This is a genomic window from Acidithiobacillus thiooxidans ATCC 19377 (assembly GCF_009662475.1).
Lineage (GTDB): Bacteria > Pseudomonadota > Gammaproteobacteria > Acidithiobacillales > Acidithiobacillaceae > Acidithiobacillus > Acidithiobacillus thiooxidans.
Genome location: NZ_CP045571.1, coordinates 172,376 through 188,712 on the forward strand (window position 1 = coordinate 172,376; position 16,337 = coordinate 188,712).

At 55.2% G+C, this 16,337-nt stretch carries 21 protein-coding genes; 3 read left to right on the plus strand and 18 right to left on the minus strand.

The window, feature by feature from the left end; genetic code table 11:
• The first annotated feature begins 89 nt into the window (after positions 1-89).
• From GCD22_RS00860 to GCD22_RS00870, 3 genes are all read left to right on the plus strand, one after another.
• The gene (locus tag GCD22_RS00860; protein ID WP_024893456.1) at positions 90-332 is read left to right on the plus strand and encodes a type II toxin-antitoxin system Phd/YefM family antitoxin; all 243 of its coding nucleotides are present in this window, start codon (positions 90-92) and stop codon (positions 330-332) included.
• A gap of 256 nt (positions 333-588) precedes the next feature.
• On the plus strand, positions 589-846 hold the full coding sequence (locus GCD22_RS18115) for a hypothetical protein (protein ID WP_024893455.1): 258 nt from the start codon (positions 589-591) through the stop codon (positions 844-846).
• A gap of 203 nt (positions 847-1,049) precedes the next feature.
• Positions 1,050-1,292: a CopG family ribbon-helix-helix protein gene (locus tag GCD22_RS00870; protein ID WP_024893454.1), complete on the plus strand. Its 243-nt coding sequence runs from the start codon at positions 1,050-1,052 to the stop codon at positions 1,290-1,292.
• A 43-nt stretch (positions 1,293-1,335) separates the two neighbouring features.
• On the opposite strand, the gene GCD22_RS00875 is transcribed toward GCD22_RS00870, so the two are convergent.
• From GCD22_RS00875 to GCD22_RS00960, 18 genes are all read right to left on the minus strand, one after another.
• Positions 1,336-1,569 (minus strand): hypothetical protein, encoded by a 234-nt coding sequence (locus tag GCD22_RS00875; RefSeq protein WP_031570998.1) that lies wholly within the window; start codon positions 1,567-1,569, stop codon positions 1,336-1,338.
• 83 nt (positions 1,570-1,652) lie between these two features.
• On the minus strand, positions 1,653-2,477 hold the full coding sequence (tatC, locus tag GCD22_RS00880) for a twin-arginine translocase subunit TatC (protein ID WP_024893452.1): 825 nt from the start codon (positions 2,475-2,477) through the stop codon (positions 1,653-1,655).
• A gap of 128 nt (positions 2,478-2,605) precedes the next feature.
• Positions 2,606-3,004, minus strand: coding sequence for a Sec-independent protein translocase protein TatB (tatB, locus tag GCD22_RS00885; protein WP_024893451.1), 399 nt, complete (start codon positions 3,002-3,004; stop codon positions 2,606-2,608).
• A gap of 6 nt (positions 3,005-3,010) precedes the next feature.
• Positions 3,011-3,235, minus strand: a complete 225-nt coding sequence (gene tatA / locus GCD22_RS00890; RefSeq protein ID WP_010640672.1) for a Sec-independent protein translocase subunit TatA — start codon at positions 3,233-3,235, stop codon at positions 3,011-3,013.
• 75 nt (positions 3,236-3,310) lie between these two features.
• A complete protein-coding gene (gene hisIE, locus GCD22_RS00895) occupies positions 3,311-4,003 on the minus strand; it encodes a bifunctional phosphoribosyl-AMP cyclohydrolase/phosphoribosyl-ATP diphosphatase HisIE (RefSeq protein ID WP_010640670.1) in 693 nt (230 codons plus the stop codon).
• A 78-nt stretch (positions 4,004-4,081) separates the two neighbouring features.
• Positions 4,082-4,843: an imidazole glycerol phosphate synthase subunit HisF gene (gene hisF, locus GCD22_RS00900; protein WP_024893450.1), complete on the minus strand. Its 762-nt coding sequence runs from the start codon at positions 4,841-4,843 to the stop codon at positions 4,082-4,084.
• Positions 4,844-4,847: 4 nt separating this feature from the next.
• A complete protein-coding gene (hisA, locus tag GCD22_RS00905; protein ID WP_024893449.1) occupies positions 4,848-5,576 on the minus strand; it encodes a 1-(5-phosphoribosyl)-5-[(5-phosphoribosylamino)methylideneamino]imidazole-4-carboxamide isomerase in 729 nt (242 codons plus the stop codon).
• A 39-nt stretch (positions 5,577-5,615) separates the two neighbouring features.
• Positions 5,616-6,281 (minus strand): imidazole glycerol phosphate synthase subunit HisH, encoded by a 666-nt coding sequence (hisH, locus tag GCD22_RS00910; RefSeq protein WP_024893448.1) that lies wholly within the window; start codon positions 6,279-6,281, stop codon positions 5,616-5,618.
• The gene (gene hisB / locus GCD22_RS00915; protein WP_010640664.1) at positions 6,278-6,877 is read right to left on the minus strand and encodes an imidazoleglycerol-phosphate dehydratase HisB; all 600 of its coding nucleotides are present in this window, start codon (positions 6,875-6,877) and stop codon (positions 6,278-6,280) included. The genes hisH and hisB overlap by 4 nt, the downstream gene beginning before the upstream one ends.
• Positions 6,874-7,944: a histidinol-phosphate transaminase gene (gene hisC / locus GCD22_RS00920; protein ID WP_024893447.1), complete on the minus strand. Its 1,071-nt coding sequence runs from the start codon at positions 7,942-7,944 to the stop codon at positions 6,874-6,876. Before hisC ends, hisB begins: the two co-directional genes overlap by 4 nt.
• Positions 7,941-9,242, minus strand: coding sequence for a histidinol dehydrogenase (hisD, locus tag GCD22_RS00925; protein ID WP_024893446.1), 1,302 nt, complete (start codon positions 9,240-9,242; stop codon positions 7,941-7,943). Before hisD ends, hisC begins: the two co-directional genes overlap by 4 nt.
• Complete coding sequence (gene hisG / locus GCD22_RS00930) at positions 9,239-9,886, minus strand: ATP phosphoribosyltransferase (protein ID WP_024893445.1); 648 nt, start codon at positions 9,884-9,886, stop codon at positions 9,239-9,241. Before hisG ends, hisD begins: the two co-directional genes overlap by 4 nt.
• Positions 9,883-11,160 carry a UDP-N-acetylglucosamine 1-carboxyvinyltransferase gene (murA, locus tag GCD22_RS00935; RefSeq protein ID WP_010640656.1) on the minus strand — a complete coding sequence of 426 codons (1,278 nt, stop codon included), beginning with the start codon at positions 11,158-11,160 and terminating at the stop codon, positions 9,883-9,885. The genes hisG and murA overlap by 4 nt, the downstream gene beginning before the upstream one ends.
• Positions 11,161-11,179: 19 nt before the next feature.
• Complete coding sequence (gene grxD, locus GCD22_RS00940) at positions 11,180-11,503, minus strand: Grx4 family monothiol glutaredoxin (RefSeq protein ID WP_010640654.1); 324 nt, start codon at positions 11,501-11,503, stop codon at positions 11,180-11,182.
• A gap of 34 nt (positions 11,504-11,537) precedes the next feature.
• Positions 11,538-11,780: a BolA family protein gene (locus GCD22_RS00945; protein WP_226831405.1), complete on the minus strand. Its 243-nt coding sequence runs from the start codon at positions 11,778-11,780 to the stop codon at positions 11,538-11,540.
• An 87-nt stretch (positions 11,781-11,867) separates the two neighbouring features.
• Complete coding sequence (locus GCD22_RS00950) at positions 11,868-12,686, minus strand: ABC transporter permease (RefSeq protein WP_010640651.1); 819 nt, start codon at positions 12,684-12,686, stop codon at positions 11,868-11,870.
• A complete protein-coding gene (locus GCD22_RS00955) occupies positions 12,679-14,118 on the minus strand; it encodes a peptidylprolyl isomerase (protein ID WP_024893443.1) in 1,440 nt (479 codons plus the stop codon). Before GCD22_RS00955 ends, GCD22_RS00950 begins: the two co-directional genes overlap by 8 nt.
• Positions 14,118-16,313 (minus strand): LPS-assembly protein LptD, encoded by a 2,196-nt coding sequence (locus GCD22_RS00960; RefSeq protein ID WP_024893442.1) that lies wholly within the window; start codon positions 16,311-16,313, stop codon positions 14,118-14,120. Before GCD22_RS00960 ends, GCD22_RS00955 begins: the two co-directional genes overlap by 1 nt.
• Positions 16,314-16,337 lie beyond the last annotated feature (24 nt).

Here is a 16,337-nt window from a genome sequence, read left to right on the forward strand (position 1 = left end):
AAAACCCCCTAGCGGTCTAAGATGACTGCCTGTAGTGGTCTTGTGGAAAGGGTCATGAATATTAACGTCTCAGAATCAAAGCCAGTTGTTTGAAACTGATTGACGAAGTCGCTACAACGCACGAGCCTTTGGTCATCGGCAAGCGCGGCAAACCCTTGGTCAAATTGGTTCCTATTGTCGATGAAACGCCAAAAAGCATGTTTGGTTATATGAAGGGCACCGTCACGATCCATGGAGATATCCTCGCCCCGCTGGACGAGCTGTGGTCAGCGGAAAATGGCGATGGAGATGATCTCTACTCCGGCTTGCGACCCAGCGGCGGAAAAAAATGAGCGATGCTTTACGCTTGATACGGACGCCTGGGTCTGGTACGCAGAAGGCACCAAGGAGCAATTACCATCTGCCGTACTGGCTGCCATTGAGGTCTGCGTCTAGTCACGGCTGACCGCAAAATCAGAGAGTACGGTAAGGTCGGCAACGCTCAAATACTGGCCATTTGACATAGAGGAGAAGCACTTAAAAACCTTTTGTCTGGACCCCTCCGGCCCCTGGGCCTGTTTCACCCGGCCGGATATGAGGAGGATGCCCATGTCCGAACTCCACTTTATCGTTGAAGAAGCTCCAGAAGGTGGCTTCATAGCCCGCGCTGTTGGTATGGACATTTTTACCGAGTCTGATGACCTGGCCGCTTTACATGCTCAGGTGCGGGATGCAGTGCACTGCCATTTTGAGGACGCGCTCTATTCATTGGATAATATCGCCCTGCTAATAAGTCGGGCGTGGATTGAAACATGTGGTTTTGGGCGCCCGACACCAGATTGGATGGCTCTAGTTTGTCGTAAATGATCCAGGGTATCCTGCACGGAGGTAACCCGATCGGTATCACTCTGAGAGTGTATGTCTATCAACTTGATTTTTTATATTATTTTCATGCAACTTAAGCATATTAAGGCTTCGCGTAAGCTTTCGTTCCATTGGACTCCAGACCCCATTCATGTTGCGTCGTATCTTATGTATGCTTAGTCATACATTCAGCTCGGAGGTGCATCATGTCGTCTGTATTGACTATCAGGGTGCCAGAAGCCGTTCAGGATGATTTGGAATCGTTGGCGGAAATGACCGGACGTAGCCGGTCTTGGTTGGCTATGGAGGCCATCAAAGAGTACCTGGAAGGGGAGCAATGGCAGGCATCCCAGATTCATGTTGGGCTTGTAGATGCTGATGCCGAAGATTTTGCCAGCACAGAGGAGGTTGCGGCTGTGTTCGACAAATGGGCTTCGCGTGCAGATTAAGTTTTTTCGTAACGCTTTGCGTGACCTTGGTGATGAAGCGGCATTAGTCAGCCATTTCCAAGCGACGTTCAATACGGTCCAATCTTTCCCGAATTCTGTCAATGCTGTGTCGGTCATGGATAACTTCAGCATAATTACCCGCTTCGTCACGGGCAATGCGGGTAAGCCCTGTCTCTATGCCGCCTAATCTCGCCAAGATTTCGTGGTCACGCTCACGGGCGGCATCCAGCTCAGCCCGGATTTTTCTGAGTTGTTCCAGTACCAAATTGTCTTCCATTTCGCGCACCCTATGTCTGATTCGCTCTAATTATGGAATCTACAAAGAGAAAAGACAATGCGGTGCCTCGCAGTAGTTCCTGTTTACTGTTCCTCGTCATCCTTCTTCCGGAAACTCTCCTCTGCCACATCCATTTCGTCGGCAGCACTGCGATCAGGGGTTTCTTCTTCAACATTTTCTGCAACAGGCTGACGTGTCCGGATGCGTCCTGCAAAGAACAGGCCCAGCTCGAAGAGCATATACATGGGGATGAGGAGCAGTACCATGGACATGACATCGGGGGGGCTGAGGATGGCTGAGGCGATGGCGCAGACTAAAAACGCATAGCGACGACTCCGCCGCAAGGTCGCAACCTGAAGAATACCTACGCGTACCAGAACGACAATCAAAATAGGGATTTGAAAGGCCAGACCAAAGGCCAGGGAGAACTTGACGATCAGGGACAAATAGCTGTCCACTTTCGGCATGGCGGTGATATCTGAACCGGAAAAACTGGTAAAAAAACGAAACGCATTGGGAAACACCACAAAATAGGCAAAGAGCATTCCGCCAATAAACAGAAATATTGAAGCGAAAATGAGGGGGAAAAATGCTTTGCGCTCGTGTTCATATAAGCCCGGAGCCAGAAAAGCCCAGAATTGATAAAGCACTACGGGCAGTGCCAGCACAAATCCTGAAATCAGGGACAACTGAATATAGGTGAGAAATACTTCGGGAAGGCTGGTGTAGATCAGGTGACTGCCTTTGGGCAGAACCGCAATCAGGGGGGCAGCAAGAATATTATAAATGGTTTTGGAAAAGGGATAGGAAACGAGAAAACCAACAAAAATGGCGATGACGGATACCAGTACCCGGCGACGCAGTTCCAGCAAATGACCAATAAAAGTGTTCTCCGCCAATTTCTCCATGTTTAAGCAATTTCCTCAGGCGGAATACAAAAAAAAGTGTGTGTGCAAGCATCCAGGCCGTATGAAGGGATAGAAGGCATACAGGGAAAAGTGAAAATAACTACTCCATCAGCAGTAGAGAACGGCCATCAATGCAGGCGATCTTCTGGTCCAGGCAGGTCATCAGAATGTATGGCTGGTGGTACGACATCAATGTCGAGTTCCGTTTGTCTTGGCCCGCTTTCTTGTGGAGGGGATGCTTCGGAGGCAAGTTCGTTGGCGCGGGTTTCCCGAAGCGACGCAGAAGCGGTTATGTCACCCGGTAAAATTTCCTCACTGGCATAATCCCTTAACTTGTCTGCTTCCTTGCGCAAATCGTCCAGCAAAAGCTGCTGCTCTACTTCAGAACGCAGACCATTCATGGTACGGCGCATGACACCGTACCACTTGCCTGCAGTTCGAGCCATTTCAGGCATTTTTTCCGGGCCGACCACCAGCAGAACAATAATGCCCAGAAGTGCCAGTTCGCCAAAACTGAAATCAAACATGACCGATCAACGATTAACGGTTTCGTGCTCTTTACTGGGCTGAACGCTGGCATCGATGGTATGACCAATGCTCGCATCCTTTTTCTCTTCTTCCTCTTCCTTGACGGCAGAACGGAAGCTTTTGATTGCAGAGCCTAGATCCGAGCCAACATTCCGCAATTTTGCGGTGCCGAACAGGGCTACAACAATCAATAAAATAATAATCAAATGCCAGATACTAAAAGCGCCCATCACTGCTCTCCTTGCCCCGAAAGGGCTATGCGCTACAACCTAACTCTTTGACCATAGAAAAAAAATTCTGTTGCGTCAAGCCAGCGGACGCCTTGCAGCTTTTTCATCCAGGCCGGAAATTCCTTCGCGTTTCGCCAGTTCAGCGAGGACATCATCTACATGCAAATCCTGTTCCTCCAGAGCCACCATCAGGTGAAACAGCAGGTCAGCAGCCTCGGCAATAATCGGTTTTTTCTCATGATTTTTGCAGGCCAACACAAATTCTGTGGCTTCTTCGCCCACTTTTTTCAGGATCCGGTCCTGGCCGCCATGGAGCAGTTGCGCGACGTAGGACTGGCCGGGATCAGCCTGTCGACGTTGATGTAAGGTGCTCTGCAGGCTGTCGAGAATGCTGCCTGGGGGCGGAGCCTGGTGCTGCCAACCTTCGGCACCGGGCGCTCCCTGAAAAAAGCAGGTGGCCTCGCCGGTATGGCAGGCCGGCCCTTCCTGGATAACCCGCATCAGCAGTGTATCGCCGTCACAATCCAGGCGCAGATCGACCAGATGCTGAAAATGGCCGGAGCTTTCTCCCTTGCGCCAGAGGGCTTGCCGGGAACGTGACCAGTAGGTGCCCATCTCGTCCCGCAAAGTCGCTGTTAAGGCTTCGGCATTCATCCAGGCGAGCATCAGGACCCTACCGCTGCGGGCATCCTGGGCAATGGCCGGAACCAGACCATCGGCATTCCAGCGTACGGCTGCCAGGAGAGCGTTGTACTGGTTATCACCCATGCCGCTATAAACCCCCGAAGTATGTGTGTTTCTATAAACTACGCAATATGTCTGATGCTGGATGCACAGCCGGCGTTTTCAGATGCTTTCCCGCACGGGAATACCGGCTTTGACCATTTCGGCTTTGACTTCGGCAATGCGAAACTGTCCGAAATGAAAAACACTGGCGGCCAGCACGGCGTCGGCATGACCTTGCACAACGCCTTCGGCAAAATGTTCAATGGCACCGACGCCACCCGAAGCGATAACCGGAACCGGAACCGCATCACTGACAGCGCGGGTCAGCTCCAGATCAAATCCCACACCGGTTCCATCCCGATCCATACTGGTCAGCAGGATTTCTCCGGCGCCATAGTCCGCCATCTGCTGCGCCCAGGTGATGGCGTTGAGACCGGTGGAATGACGGCCTCCGTGGGTGAATACCTCCCAGTGGTCATCGACGCGTTTGGCATCAATAGCGACCACGATGCAGGAGTTGCCAAAACGCCGGGCCGCCGCACGCACCAGTTCCGGTTCCTTGACGGCCGCACTATTGATGCTGACTTTGTCCGCACCTGCCAGCAGCAGGGTGCGGATGTCGTCGACGCTGCGCACCCCGCCACCGACGGTCAGAGGGATGAATACCTGGGCAGCAACTGCCGAAACTACCTCTGCCAGGGTGCCCCTTTGTTCATAACTGGCCGAAATATCGAGAAAAGTCAGCTCGTCAGCGCCTTCATCATTGTAGCGTTTGGCCACTTCTACCGGGTCACCGGCATCGCGCAGGGCGACGAACTGGACACCTTTGACGACGCGGCCATGGTCAATATCCAGACAGGGAATGATGCGCCTGGAAAGCATGGCCCTAAGCCTCGGCCTGGGCGCGGGCACTGGCAAAGTCCAGTGTCCCTTCATAAATCGCCCGGCCGGTGATGGCACCCATTACCCCATCGTCTTCGTGGGCTTTGAGCGCCAGCACCTGGTCGAGGTCGGCAATGCCTCCCGAGGCGATGACCGGAACCGGGACGGCCTGCGCCAGTGCTACCGTGGCGGGTATATTGGGTCCACTCAACATGCCGTCGCGGCTGATATCAGTGTAGATAATGGCTTCGATGCCATCGGCAGCAAAATGTTGGGCAAGATCCACGGGATCGTGGCGGGACAGCTTGGACCAGCCTTCGGTGGCTACCTTGCCATCCCGGGCGTCAATGCCGACCATGATGTGGCCGGGAAAGCTGACGGCTGCATCGCGGACGAAGCCCGGTGCCTTGACTGCCTGGGTGCCGATAATGACATAGCGCACCCCCGCCTGGATGTAGGTTTCAATTTGTTCCTCGCTGCGGATGCCACCGCCAACCTGAATTTCCAGGTCTGGAAAGTGTTCACAAATGGCCGCGATGGCTTTGGCATTGACCGGCTCACCCTGTACGGCTCCATCCAGATCAACAATATGCAGACGTTTTGCGCCACCATCTACCCAGCGCTGGGCCGTGGCAACAGGATCATCAGAAAAAATGGTATGGTCTTCCATGCGTCCCTGGCGCAAGCGCACACAACTGCCGCCTTTAAGGTCGATGGCCGGAATCAACAGCATGACAACATCCTCCGTAAAAAATTTTTCAGCAAGATCAGCTCAGATGGCACATTGGGAGCCGCAGTCTCCATCCCAGGCAAGAAAATTGCCGAGCAGGCGCAGGCCGGCGCTGCCACTTTTTTCCGGGTGACATTGCATGGCAAAAAGGTTGTCCGCTGCGACAGCTGCACAGAAGGGAAAAGCATAATCGCTGAAAGCCGCGAGGATTTCCGGTGCAGAAGGCTCCACGTAATACGAATGCACAAAATAAAATTGGGCATTTTGCGGAACACCGGCGAACAGCGGGTGATCCACCAGTTGATGCAACTCATTCCAGCCCATGTGCGGGATTTTCAGGCGACGACCATCGGCGCTGTGCAGGGCTTCTTCGGGAAAGGGGATGACGCGGCCCGGCAGGAGGCCAAGACCCGCATGTTCGCCATGTTCTTCACTGCTGTCCATCAGCATCTGCATGCCCAGACAGATGCCCAGAAAGGGGCGGGTCTGGGCAGCTACGCGGACAAAATCGCTGAGTTCGCGCGCTTCCAATGCCGCCATACAATCCCCGAAGGCACCAACACCGGGGAAAATAATGCGATCCGTAGTGGCCAGTTCACTCACCTGATCACTGACAACGGCTTTACCGCCCAGGTACTCCACGGCCTTGGCTACGGAATAGAGGTTCCCCATCCCGTAATCAATAATGCCCACCCTGTTACCGTTCATAGGCTCAGGGTTCCTTTGGTACTGGGGATATTACCGGCCATTCGGGGGTCGGGGCTGACCGCCATGCGCAGGGCGCGACCACAGGCCTTGAACAGGGTTTCGGCAATGTGGTGGGTATTACGGCCGCGCAAGGCATCCAGATGCAGGGTGAGCATGGCGTGGTTGACGAATCCCTGAAAAAACTCATGGAAAAGATCCACATCAAAGCCGCCAACCTGGGCGCGCGGGAATTCTACGGCAAACACCAGACCGGGGCGGCCGGAAAGATCCACAACCACCCGCGACAGGGCTTCGTCCAGAGGTACATAAGCGTGTCCATAGCGCTGGATGCCGGATTTGTCCCCCACTGCCTGAGCAAAAGCCTGACCCAGCGTGATGCCGATGTCTTCGACCGTATGATGGGCATCAATGTCGAGATCGCCCTGAGCCTGAATGCTCAGATCAAAAAGCCCGTGACGCACAATCTGATGAATCATGTGGTCGAGAAAAGGCAGACCGGTATGCAGATCCGCCTGTCCCGAGCCATCCAGATTGATCTGGACGCGAATCTGGGTTTCAAGGGTGTTTCTTTCGACTTCAGCTTGGCGCGGCTTCACAGTAATGACTCCAGTACGGAGAGAAAACGGCTGTTTTCGGCAGGTTTGCCGACACTCACCCGCAGATAGTCGCCGAGACGGGGGTGGCCTGTAAAGGCTTTGATCAATATCCCCCCGTTTTTCAGACCTGCGTATATTTCCGCTGCTTTCCCGGGCGTATGGAAAAGCAGGAAATTGGCGGCACTGGGCCAGACTGCCAGGCCCATGGCGGAGATGGTCTTGAACATCCTGTCTCGTTCGGCGCGCAGAATATCCGCCTGTTCATCGAGTACGGTGCTGTGCTGGAGATAAAAGGCGGCACTGCGTTGAGTCAGGATGTTGATATTGTAGGGCAGACGTAATTTGTCCAGTTCCTGAATCCAGGCGGATGGCCCTGCCAGCATGCCGAGGCGGAGTCCTGCCAGACCTTCTTTGGAAAGCGTACGCAACAGCAGCAGGTTGGGATATTGTCCGAGTCGCCCGGCAAAAGTGGTTTGACTGAAGGCATGATAGGCTTCATCCACCACCACCAGACCGGGAGCCGCCTGGATAATGGCCGCGAGGTCGGCTTCCGGGAACAGGCTGCCGCTGGGATTATTGGGCCAGTCGAGAAACACGATGGCGGGCTGATGTTCGGCGATGGCCCGGAGCATTGCGGGTAAATCCAGCTGAAATTCCGCATCCAGGGGCACGCCGATGAAGGGCAGTCCCAGTTGCTCGGCGAGCAAACGATACATGACGAAACTGGGATCAACCGCCATGATCGGCCGTCCTGTTCCGGCCACAGCGGTCACCAGAATCTGAATCAGTTCATCGGAGCCGTTGCCCAGCATGAGTTCAATACCCGCAGGCAGGCCGATATGCTTTTTGAGGGCAGTAATCAGGCTGTCAGGATGGGGATCAGGATATCGGTTAATGGGGGCATCGCTCAGACTTTCCAGCCAGGCCTGGCGCAGCAGATCGGGGAGCCCATAGGGATTTTCCATGGCATCCAGCTTGATCAGGCCGGTGCTGGGCGCGACTGCATAAGCTTTGCTGGCCAGCAGTTGCGGGCGCAGCAGAACTTCCATCAGCGTCAGGCTATTCATTTTTGCCGGTCCGTGACGCGACAGGCCGCAGAACGGGCATGAGCGGTCAGCCCTTCACCCAGCGCCAGCCGCTCGGCCAGCTGGCCAAGAGTGTTGGCACCAGCCGCACTCGCCTGAATGAGACTGCTGCGTTTTACGAAATCATAAACACCCAGCGGCGAGGAAAACCGGGCACTGCCCCCGGTGGGCAGAACATGATTGGGTCCCGCTACATAATCACCCAGTGCCTCACAGCTGTGAATACCCATGAATATGGCGCCCGCATTATGAATGTCGGGCAGCCAGCTTTCCGGATCAGCTACTGCCAGCTCCAGATGCTCTGCGGCAACCCTGTTGGCGACTTCGCAGGCTTCGGCACGGTCACGCACGCGGATCACCGCCCCGCGATCTGCCCAGCTTTTACCGGCGATGGGGGCGCGGTCGAGCACGCTCAGAGCCTGATCCACTGCGCTGACCACAGCGTCAATGTGGGCGTCATCCCAACTGATGAAAATACTCTGGGCAATTTCATCGTGTTCTGCCTGAGACAGAAGATCCCAGGCCAGCCATTCTGCAGGCGCAGACCCATCACTGATCACCAGGATTTCGCTGGGGCCGGCAATCATATCGATGCCTACCCGACCAAAAACCATACGCTTGGCCGTGGCGACATAAATATTGCCGGGACCGACGATTTTGTCGACGGCAGGAACGGTTTCGGTTCCATAAGCCAGTGCTGCAACGGCTTGAGCACCCCCCACGCAAAACACCCGATGCACCCCGGCAATGGCGGCAGCGGCCAATACCCAGGAGTTCACCTGACCTTTGGGGGTAGGGACAACCATGATTATCTCCTGAACCCCGGCAACCTGGGCAGGGATGGCGTTCATCAGCACCGAGCTGGGGTAGGCAGCCTTGCCGCCGGGTACATAAATACCCACCCGGGACAAGGGCAAAATGCGCTGGCCAAGCCGGGTACCATCATCTTCGCTGAAACTCCAGCTCTCGCTGCGCTGATGTTTGTGATAAGCGCGAATACGTTGGGCGGCTTCTTCCAGGGCCGCACGCTGCAAGGGTTCCAGGCTGTTTAAAGCCTGTTCCAGAGCCGTCCGGGGTATTTCCAGGTCAGCTGCAGAAGCGGTGCTCAAACCATCGAAGCGTTCGGTAAATTCCCGTAAGGCGGCGTCCCCCCGGTCGCGCACGGCATGGACAATCTCCCTGACCCGGCCTTCTACCTGATCATCCAGATTGGCATCCCAATCATGCAGGGCATGAAACTGCCGGGTGAAATCAGAGTCGCGGGTGTCGAGACGATTCATGAGCGGACCTGTGCCTCCAGTTGGGTAATCAGCTGTTCAATGGCGCGGCGCTTGAGTTTCATGGCGGCCCGATTGACTACCAGGCGGCTGGAAATCGGCATGATTTCCTCGACTTCGACGAGGCCGTTTTCCAGAAGCGTCCGACCGCTGGAAACCAGATCGACAATACGATCCGCAAGTCCGACCAGAGGCGCCAGCTCCATGCTGCCGTACAATTTGATGATTTCGGTCTGCACCCCACGACTATGAAAATAGTCCCGGGTAATGTGCGGGTATTTGGTGGCAATCCGCACCCGCTCCCAGCGTTGCGGGGCATCGGTGGCAGCCAGCGCGGCAGGCTCTGCCACGGACATGCGACATAGGCCAATGCGCAAGTCCAGCGGTTCATACAAATCCAGTCCTTCCTGTTCGAGCAGCACATCTTTTCCGGCGATACCGACATCGGCAGCACCCCAGGTCACATAGGTAGGGACATCGCTGGCACGAATCACCAGAAAACGCACTTGCGGATCGGTGCTGGGAATGATGAGTTTACGTGATTCATCGGGATCTTCGGCCAGTTCGATGCCCGCACCGGCAAATAACGGAATGGCTTCCTGAAGAATACGGCCCTTGGACAGGGCGATGGTGATGCCGGTATTCATGATGCGCTCCTGAGACCACTATTGCTGATACGTCGAATATCCGCGCCGAGAGCGCCCAGTTTTTCTTCAATGACTTCGTAGCCACGATCAAGATGATAAATCCGGTCGATCAGGGTTTCCCCTTCAGCGACCAGACCAGCCAGAACCAGACAGGCCGAGGCACGCAGATCGGTGGCCATGACCGGTGCGCCGCGCAACTTCGGAACACCCCGGACTACCGCCGTTTTACCGTCGGCGGTAATTTCCGCCCCGAGGCGCTGCAATTCGGAAACGTGCATGAAGCGATTTTCAAAGATCGTTTCCGTAATCACGCCGCTGCCTTCGGCAATGCAATTGAGGGCCATGAACTGCGCCTGCATGTCCGTTGGGAAAGCAGGAAAAGGGGCGGTACGAATGTCTACGGCCTTGGGTCGCTGCTTCATGCGCAGGCGAATCAGGTCGGCGCCCGTTGTTACCTCTGCCCCGGCTTCACGCAATTTGAGGATGACGCTTTCCAGGAGACTGGCGTCAGTACGTTTGAGGCAGACATCGCCCCCGGCCATGGCTGCGGCGACCAGATAAGTGCCGGTTTCAATGCGATCAGCTACCACGCTGTGTTCGGCACCATGTAATTCTTTGACACCTTCTATCTCAATGACCGAAGTGCCCGCCCCGGAAATGCGCGCGCCCATGGCATTCAGACAGCGGGCAAGATCCACAATTTCGGGCTCGCGGGCCGCATTTTCGAGCGTGGTGTGCCCCTCGGCCAGTGTCGCTGCCATGAGCAGGTTTTCGGTGCCGGTGACAGAAACGATTTCCATGACAATCCGGGCGCCGATGAGTTTTGCCGCCCTGGCTTTGACAAAGCCATTTTCCACCGTAATTTCCGCACCCAGGGCCTGCAAACCGCTCAGGTGGACACTGACGGGACGACTACCAATGGCGCAGCCTCCCGGCAGGCTGACTTCAGCAGAACCGTGGCGGGCGAGGAGTGGGCCGAGCACCAGAATGGATGCCCGCATGGTTTTTACCAGTTCGTAGGGAGCCACCAGCGAGTGTACCGGCCGGGGATCCACTTCGATACCGAGTTGACCGTCCACCAGGACTCTGGCTCCGAGGGTGCTGAGGAGTTCCAGGGTAGTGGTAATGTCCCGGAGATGTGGGATATTACGAAGCTGTACGGGTTCTTTTGCCAGCAAGGTGGCAGCGAGGCAGGGCAGCGCCGCATTTTTGGCCCCGGAAATCCGTAGTTCGCCACGCAGGGGGCCATTACCACGCAGCAGCAGTTTATCCATAAGGGTCGATGCTAACCTTTCAGGCGTTTTGGGCTTTTTCCACCAGCTTCTGGAGTTCGCCCTGCTGGTAGAGATCAGACATGATGTCGGAGCCGCCGACAAATTCACCTTGAATATACAACTGGGGAATGGTTGGCCAGCTGGAAAACTGCTTGATACCGTCGCGAATCTGGGGATCGGCGAGAACGTCCACAGTGAATAATTCCTTCACTCCCGACTGTTGCAGCAATTGTATGGCGCGCGCCGAGAATCCGCACTGAGGCGCGCGGGGGTTGCCCTTCATGTAAAGCACAACAGGGTGTTTTTCAACTTGTTCCTGAATGAGTTCTTGAATCGTAGCCATGGTAATCCTCGTGACGTGTCGGGCGTGGATGGTTTCAGTGCTGGGCAGAATGACGGATCTGCTCGGCCTGTTCAGGGGTGAGAGTGCGCAGGGAAAGTGCATGAATTTCTTCACGCATGCGTTCACCCAGAGCGGCATAAACCCGCTGGTGTTGTTTGACAGGGGACAAATCGGTAAAAGTAGCCGAGATGACCAGTGCTTCAAAATGGGCACCGTCGTCTCCCTGTACTTCAACCAGGGCATCCGGGAGTTCTTGCTGAATAAGTGATTTGATCATGTTGGCGTTCATGTGGAACATTGTATCCCATAACAGGAGATTTGTGATCCCCTTTTCAAAGCGGCTATTTTCGTATGGCGTGCTGTATTACTGGCGCAGCTTGTAACCCCGATCAAGCAGGCGCCAGGCAAAAAAGCCGGTGATGAGTGCAAAAGCCAGGCTGACCCCCAGGCTGGCCCAGACACTGACATCCGAATCGGCAAAAAAACCGTAACGAAAGCCATCAATGATGTAGAAAAAAGGGTTAATCAGGGAAATCTGCCGCCAGATCCCCGGCAGGGATTGCACCGAGTAAAATACTCCGGCCAGAAAGGTCAGGGGCATAATGACAAAATTCTGAAAACCGGCGATCTGATCGAATTTTTCGGCCCAGAGGCCCGCTATCAAACCCAAACTACCCATGCCGCTGGCCCCAAGAATGGCGAAAACCAGAATCCAGAAGGGATGCAGCACGGGAATGTGCAGATACAGTAAAGCCAGGGCAAAAATAGCCAGTCCCACTAAAATACCCCGGAACACCGAAGCGGCGACCATGGCCGTAAAAATTTCCGTGGGCGTGAGCGGGCTGAGCAGCACAAACACAATATTTCCGGTCACCTTGGATTGAATCAGGCTGGAAGAGCTGTTCGCGAAGGCATTTTGGAGCACAGACATCATCATCAAGCCGGGCACAATGAAAGCCGTATAACTGACACCTGGATACACGGTGATATGACTGCCCAGAGCATGCCCGAAAACCACCAGATAGAGAATGGTGGTAATCAGCGGGGCGGCAATGGTTTGCAACCAGACTTTACCGAAACGCAGGGTTTCCTTGTAAAACAGGGTCCAGGTCGGGGTCAGACTGCCCTGAATGCGGTTGCCGCTTGCGACAGTTGCCGGGGTACTATGCAGAATTTCAGGCATCGCTGCCGCGTAGATTGGGTTCCAGAATTTCTACATAGGCACTGTCACGAATCCGATGTTGCCATTCGTCCATGCGTTCACGGACAATCCGGTTAAAGAGCTGCATGCGTGCTGCTGCCATGATCTGTTTTTCTTCCACGGGCTGCTGACGCCGGCCCTGGGACTGCAGGATGTAAATCGCATCGCCTTCACGAATGGGACTGCTGACGGCTCCGGGCTGCAAGGTGAGCAAAGTCCGTTCAAGGGTGTCTGGCAGCTGTCCCGGGGTAATCCAGCCCATTTCTCCGCCTTTTGCAGCGGTGTTGGGATCCTGACTGTAGTTCCGCGCCAGTTCCGAGAAACGGCTGCCATTCTGAAGGGCAGTCTGAATATCCTGGGCGCGATCTTCTGCTTCCTGAAGTTGCAGGCTACTGCCAGCGCGGAGCACGATGGCTGCTGCTTTGACCTCAGTGATGGTTGGTTGTTCGTCTTTTTTGTCGAGGATCTTGAAAATGTGGAAACCGGTGGGTCCGGCGATGACCTGGCTGATATCCCCGGTTTTCAGGGACATGAGGGCCTGAGACACCGAGGGGGGGAGCTCTCCGGCTTTCACCCAGCCTATCCGACCGCCCTGCAGGGCATCGCGGCCACTGCTGACTTGCGCTGCGAGACGTGAAAAGTCTTCCCCGGCAATCAGGTGATTCCGGACTTCGGTGGCCTGTTGGCGGGCTGTGCTGATGGCGTTGGGGGTCGGGTTGTTGGGCATGGGGATGAATATCTGCTGCAGGTTGAAGCTGACTCCGCCCATGTCCTTGAGTTGATGAGCGAAGGTTTTGACTTCGTCAGGCCCCACATGGACGCGGCTTTCCACTTCCTGCTGCATGAGTCGGTCAACAATAATGCGATCCTTGAGATCGTTTGTGAAGGTTTCCCAGGATTGTCCCTGACTACTCAATGCTTGACGTAACTGGTCAGCGGTCATGTGGTTGGCCTGGGCCAGGTTGTTGACGGCCTGATCCAGCATGCCTTTGTCCACTTTTATGTTGGCGCGTTGCGCCATTTGTAATTCGATATCCTGCAAAATCATCTGTTGCAGCACCTGACGGCGCAAAATGTCATCCGCAGGCATGGCATTGGGATCACTCTGCTGGAGATGGGCGCGCACCGCGCTGACGCGTTGCTCCAGTTGCATGGAGGTGATGATATTGTCGTTGACGATGGCTACGATTTTATCCAGATTCACCGCGTTGCTGGGCATTGGCGCATTCATGGGTGCCAGTGCAGAGTCTTCCGAATAAGTATGCGTTGCCGGTGCAGAATCAACAGCAGGCGCTGGCGCTTGGGCCAGGAGGGTATCCCGGTTCAGGAAAGGCGTGCTGGCCCAGCCCGCAACGGGCAGGGTTCCAAGCAGCAGGCTCAGGGCAATAACAAGTGGACGACGTTTGCAGGACATCAAAACTCCATACTGGCGCCCGGCACATACTGGCTGAGCAAACCGGTTGAGGCATTACCCAGGCTGGTTAGGCCGCGCAACACGATCTCGAAATAAACAGCATTATTGGACTGCCCGCCAAGCAGGATCTGATGATATACCATCATGTGCGCTGCCCAGCAGCCGCCATCATAGCCGATCCCCACCAGCTCCTCCAGAGGCTTGCTGTCGGTAACATCATACTGATAGCTCCCCAGTAACTGCCAGTTCCGGAATACCGGCCAGGCACCGGAAACACCGGTTTGGTCGACGAAATCCCGGGTAAAGCGGTAATCGAGGTTGATCACCCGCTGCGGTCCCGGCAACCATTGGGCGCGCAGATTGAGGCGGTCGAGCTGGCTATGTTGCGGGTTGATCTGGGTGCTGGCGAGCAGGTTCATGTCGGCAACGGGGGCGTATTGTCCCTCGAAAAAATAATTGGACTGTGTGGCCTGCGGAACAATATCACCAGCCAGATTGATCTGTTCGTGATTGAAATAGCGAATTTGCCCGACGGCTGCTTCCCAGAGCTGACGGCCCGTGGGGGTCAGCCAGGTACCACGTAGCCCATAGGCAATTTGATTGGCAGCATTTATCCGGTCACTGCCGGTAAACAGTACGTTGTCGCTAAAAATGCCGGGAAAATCCAGGTAAGGCGTGCTGGCGTCAAAATTGGGAATGTCATTCTGGGCCTGCAAGGGAATGTAGGTATATTTGAAAATCGGTTGCAGGAGCGCCGTGCTGCCATTGCTGCCATAGCGGACAAAATTCAGTCCACCCTTCAGGCTCAGGGCGGGGAGGGTGCGGTTTATGGCGCGCGCATAAGGGGCATTGCGTTGAATTTGATAATGGCTGTAGTAGAGGCGGGCCTGGGGTTCGAGGAAGCCCCAACCCCGGCTGAAGCGCCATCCCAGAGTGGGGGTCAGATCCAGGCGCTGACCAATGGGTCCGGTGGAAGCAGAAAAATAATTGAAGCTGCTATGCCAGTTGAAGTAGCCGCTGCGTCCCACCCGCCAGTAGCCATCTGCATAAATGCGCGGCAACTGGGCATAAGGTGCGTTGCTGTCTGGCGCGAGTTCCTGGTAACCCTGTAATTCGGCACCGGCACTGATGTGGGCATTGTTGTAGTAAATTCCGCCGGTCGAAGTAATGTAAGGGGCGTTACCAATACCGCCAATAAAACTGCTGCCGAAACCCGCAGTGCTGCCGAAATCGGAAAGAAAGTTTTTGTAACTGACCCGATTGTAATTGACGTTGAAACTGAAGCCGTCGCCGAGATTCTGGATGTGCTGCCAGGACAATGCCCAGACGTTTTTATGGGTCAGTTGGTCCGAAGGTAACAAATCCAGAAAAAGCTTGCCGCTGTAGTTCGGTTCGAGATAACGAAATTCATTTTGCAGCATGACACCACGCCGGGTGAAGTAATTCAGGGTAAAGGTGTCATCCAGGTTGCGGGCAATGTCGAAATAGTAGGGTATGCCCAGATAAAAGCCGTTGACGGTGGAGCTGCCCAGGCCGGGGGCCAGAAAACCGGAATGGCGCTTGAGCGGAAAGCTGAAATAGGGCATCCAGAATACCGGAAGACCGGATACATTCAGCGTAGTATTTTTGGTCGTCACATAGTTGTCGTTCTGGTTGAGGTCGATCTGACTGCTCCACAGTTGCCAGGCGGGTACCTTGCCGTGGCAGGTTGTGTAGCAAGCCTCATTCAGCTGATAGTGACCCTTGCTCAACTCGCGACCACTTTCTGCATGACCATGTCCCTGCTCGGCTTCGAGCAGATAACGGGGGTGTACGACTATCCCCTCGTTGGCCTTGAGATGAATGGTTGCCTGGGGGGCTGCTGTGACCATGCCGGGGCTCACCATCCGCACGTGGCCATCAGCCAGAATTTCATCTTTGGCCTGGTCGTAATGCACCGTATCGGCGTAAACCCGCCGATCTCCATAAAGTACTTCGACATTACCCTTGGCCGTCCAGTGCCCACTGCCCATTCCGTTGACTTGATCGGCATACAGGGTCACCGGCTTTTCCACAGTCGTAGCCCAGGCGGGACCGGGGTATAGTAATGCTGCCAGCAGGGCCAGGCAAATGCGGCGACGTGGAGAAGCAACGTGCCCGGACGGAAGAGATTTTCCGTGTCGAAATTTGCGAACCTGCTGAAGAGGGCTTTTCATAGGCGCCTAAAATCGCACAAAATG

What these genes read in the sequence shown, in the direction of transcription:
- GCD22_RS18115 (WP_024893455.1), top strand. Translation starts at nt 589, where the DNA reads ATGTCCGAACTCCACTTTATCGTTGAAGAAGCTCCAGAAGGTGGCTTC.
- GCD22_RS00870 (WP_024893454.1), top strand. Translation starts at nt 1,050, where the DNA reads ATGTCGTCTGTATTGACTATCAGGGTGCCAGAAGCCGTTCAGGATGAT.
- GCD22_RS00875 (WP_031570998.1), bottom strand. Translation starts at nt 1,569, where the DNA reads ATGGAAGACAATTTGGTACTGGAACAACTCAGAAAAATCCGGGCTGAG.
- tatC (WP_024893452.1), bottom strand. Translation starts at nt 2,477, where the DNA reads ATGGAGAAATTGGCGGAGAACACTTTTATTGGTCATTTGCTGGAACTG.
- tatB (WP_024893451.1), bottom strand. Translation starts at nt 3,004, where the DNA reads ATGTTTGATTTCAGTTTTGGCGAACTGGCACTTCTGGGCATTATTGTT.
- tatA (WP_010640672.1), bottom strand. Translation starts at nt 3,235, where the DNA reads ATGGGCGCTTTTAGTATCTGGCATTTGATTATTATTTTATTGATTGTT.
- hisIE (WP_010640670.1), bottom strand. Translation starts at nt 4,003, where the DNA reads ATGGGTGATAACCAGTACAACGCTCTCCTGGCAGCCGTACGCTGGAAT.
- hisF (WP_024893450.1), bottom strand. Translation starts at nt 4,843, where the DNA reads ATGCTTTCCAGGCGCATCATTCCCTGTCTGGATATTGACCATGGCCGC.
- hisA (WP_024893449.1), bottom strand. Translation starts at nt 5,576, where the DNA reads ATGCTGTTGATTCCGGCCATCGACCTTAAAGGCGGCAGTTGTGTGCGC.
- hisH (WP_024893448.1), bottom strand. Translation starts at nt 6,281, where the DNA reads ATGAACGGTAACAGGGTGGGCATTATTGATTACGGGATGGGGAACCTC.
- hisC (WP_024893447.1), bottom strand. Translation starts at nt 7,944, where the DNA reads ATGAATAGCCTGACGCTGATGGAAGTTCTGCTGCGCCCGCAACTGCTG.
- hisD (WP_024893446.1), bottom strand. Translation starts at nt 9,242, where the DNA reads ATGAATCGTCTCGACACCCGCGACTCTGATTTCACCCGGCAGTTTCAT.
- hisG (WP_024893445.1), bottom strand. Translation starts at nt 9,886, where the DNA reads ATGAATACCGGCATCACCATCGCCCTGTCCAAGGGCCGTATTCTTCAG.
- murA (WP_010640656.1), bottom strand. Translation starts at nt 11,160, where the DNA reads ATGGATAAACTGCTGCTGCGTGGTAATGGCCCCCTGCGTGGCGAACTA.
- grxD (WP_010640654.1), bottom strand. Translation starts at nt 11,503, where the DNA reads ATGGCTACGATTCAAGAACTCATTCAGGAACAAGTTGAAAAACACCCT.
- GCD22_RS00945 (WP_226831405.1), bottom strand. Translation starts at nt 11,780, where the DNA reads ATGATCAAATCACTTATTCAGCAAGAACTCCCGGATGCCCTGGTTGAA.
- GCD22_RS00950 (WP_010640651.1), bottom strand. Translation starts at nt 12,686, where the DNA reads ATGCCTGAAATTCTGCATAGTACCCCGGCAACTGTCGCAAGCGGCAAC.
- GCD22_RS00955 (WP_024893443.1), bottom strand. Translation starts at nt 14,118, where the DNA reads ATGTCCTGCAAACGTCGTCCACTTGTTATTGCCCTGAGCCTGCTGCTT.
- GCD22_RS00960 (WP_024893442.1), bottom strand. Translation starts at nt 16,313, where the DNA reads ATGAAAAGCCCTCTTCAGCAGGTTCGCAAATTTCGACACGGAAAATCT.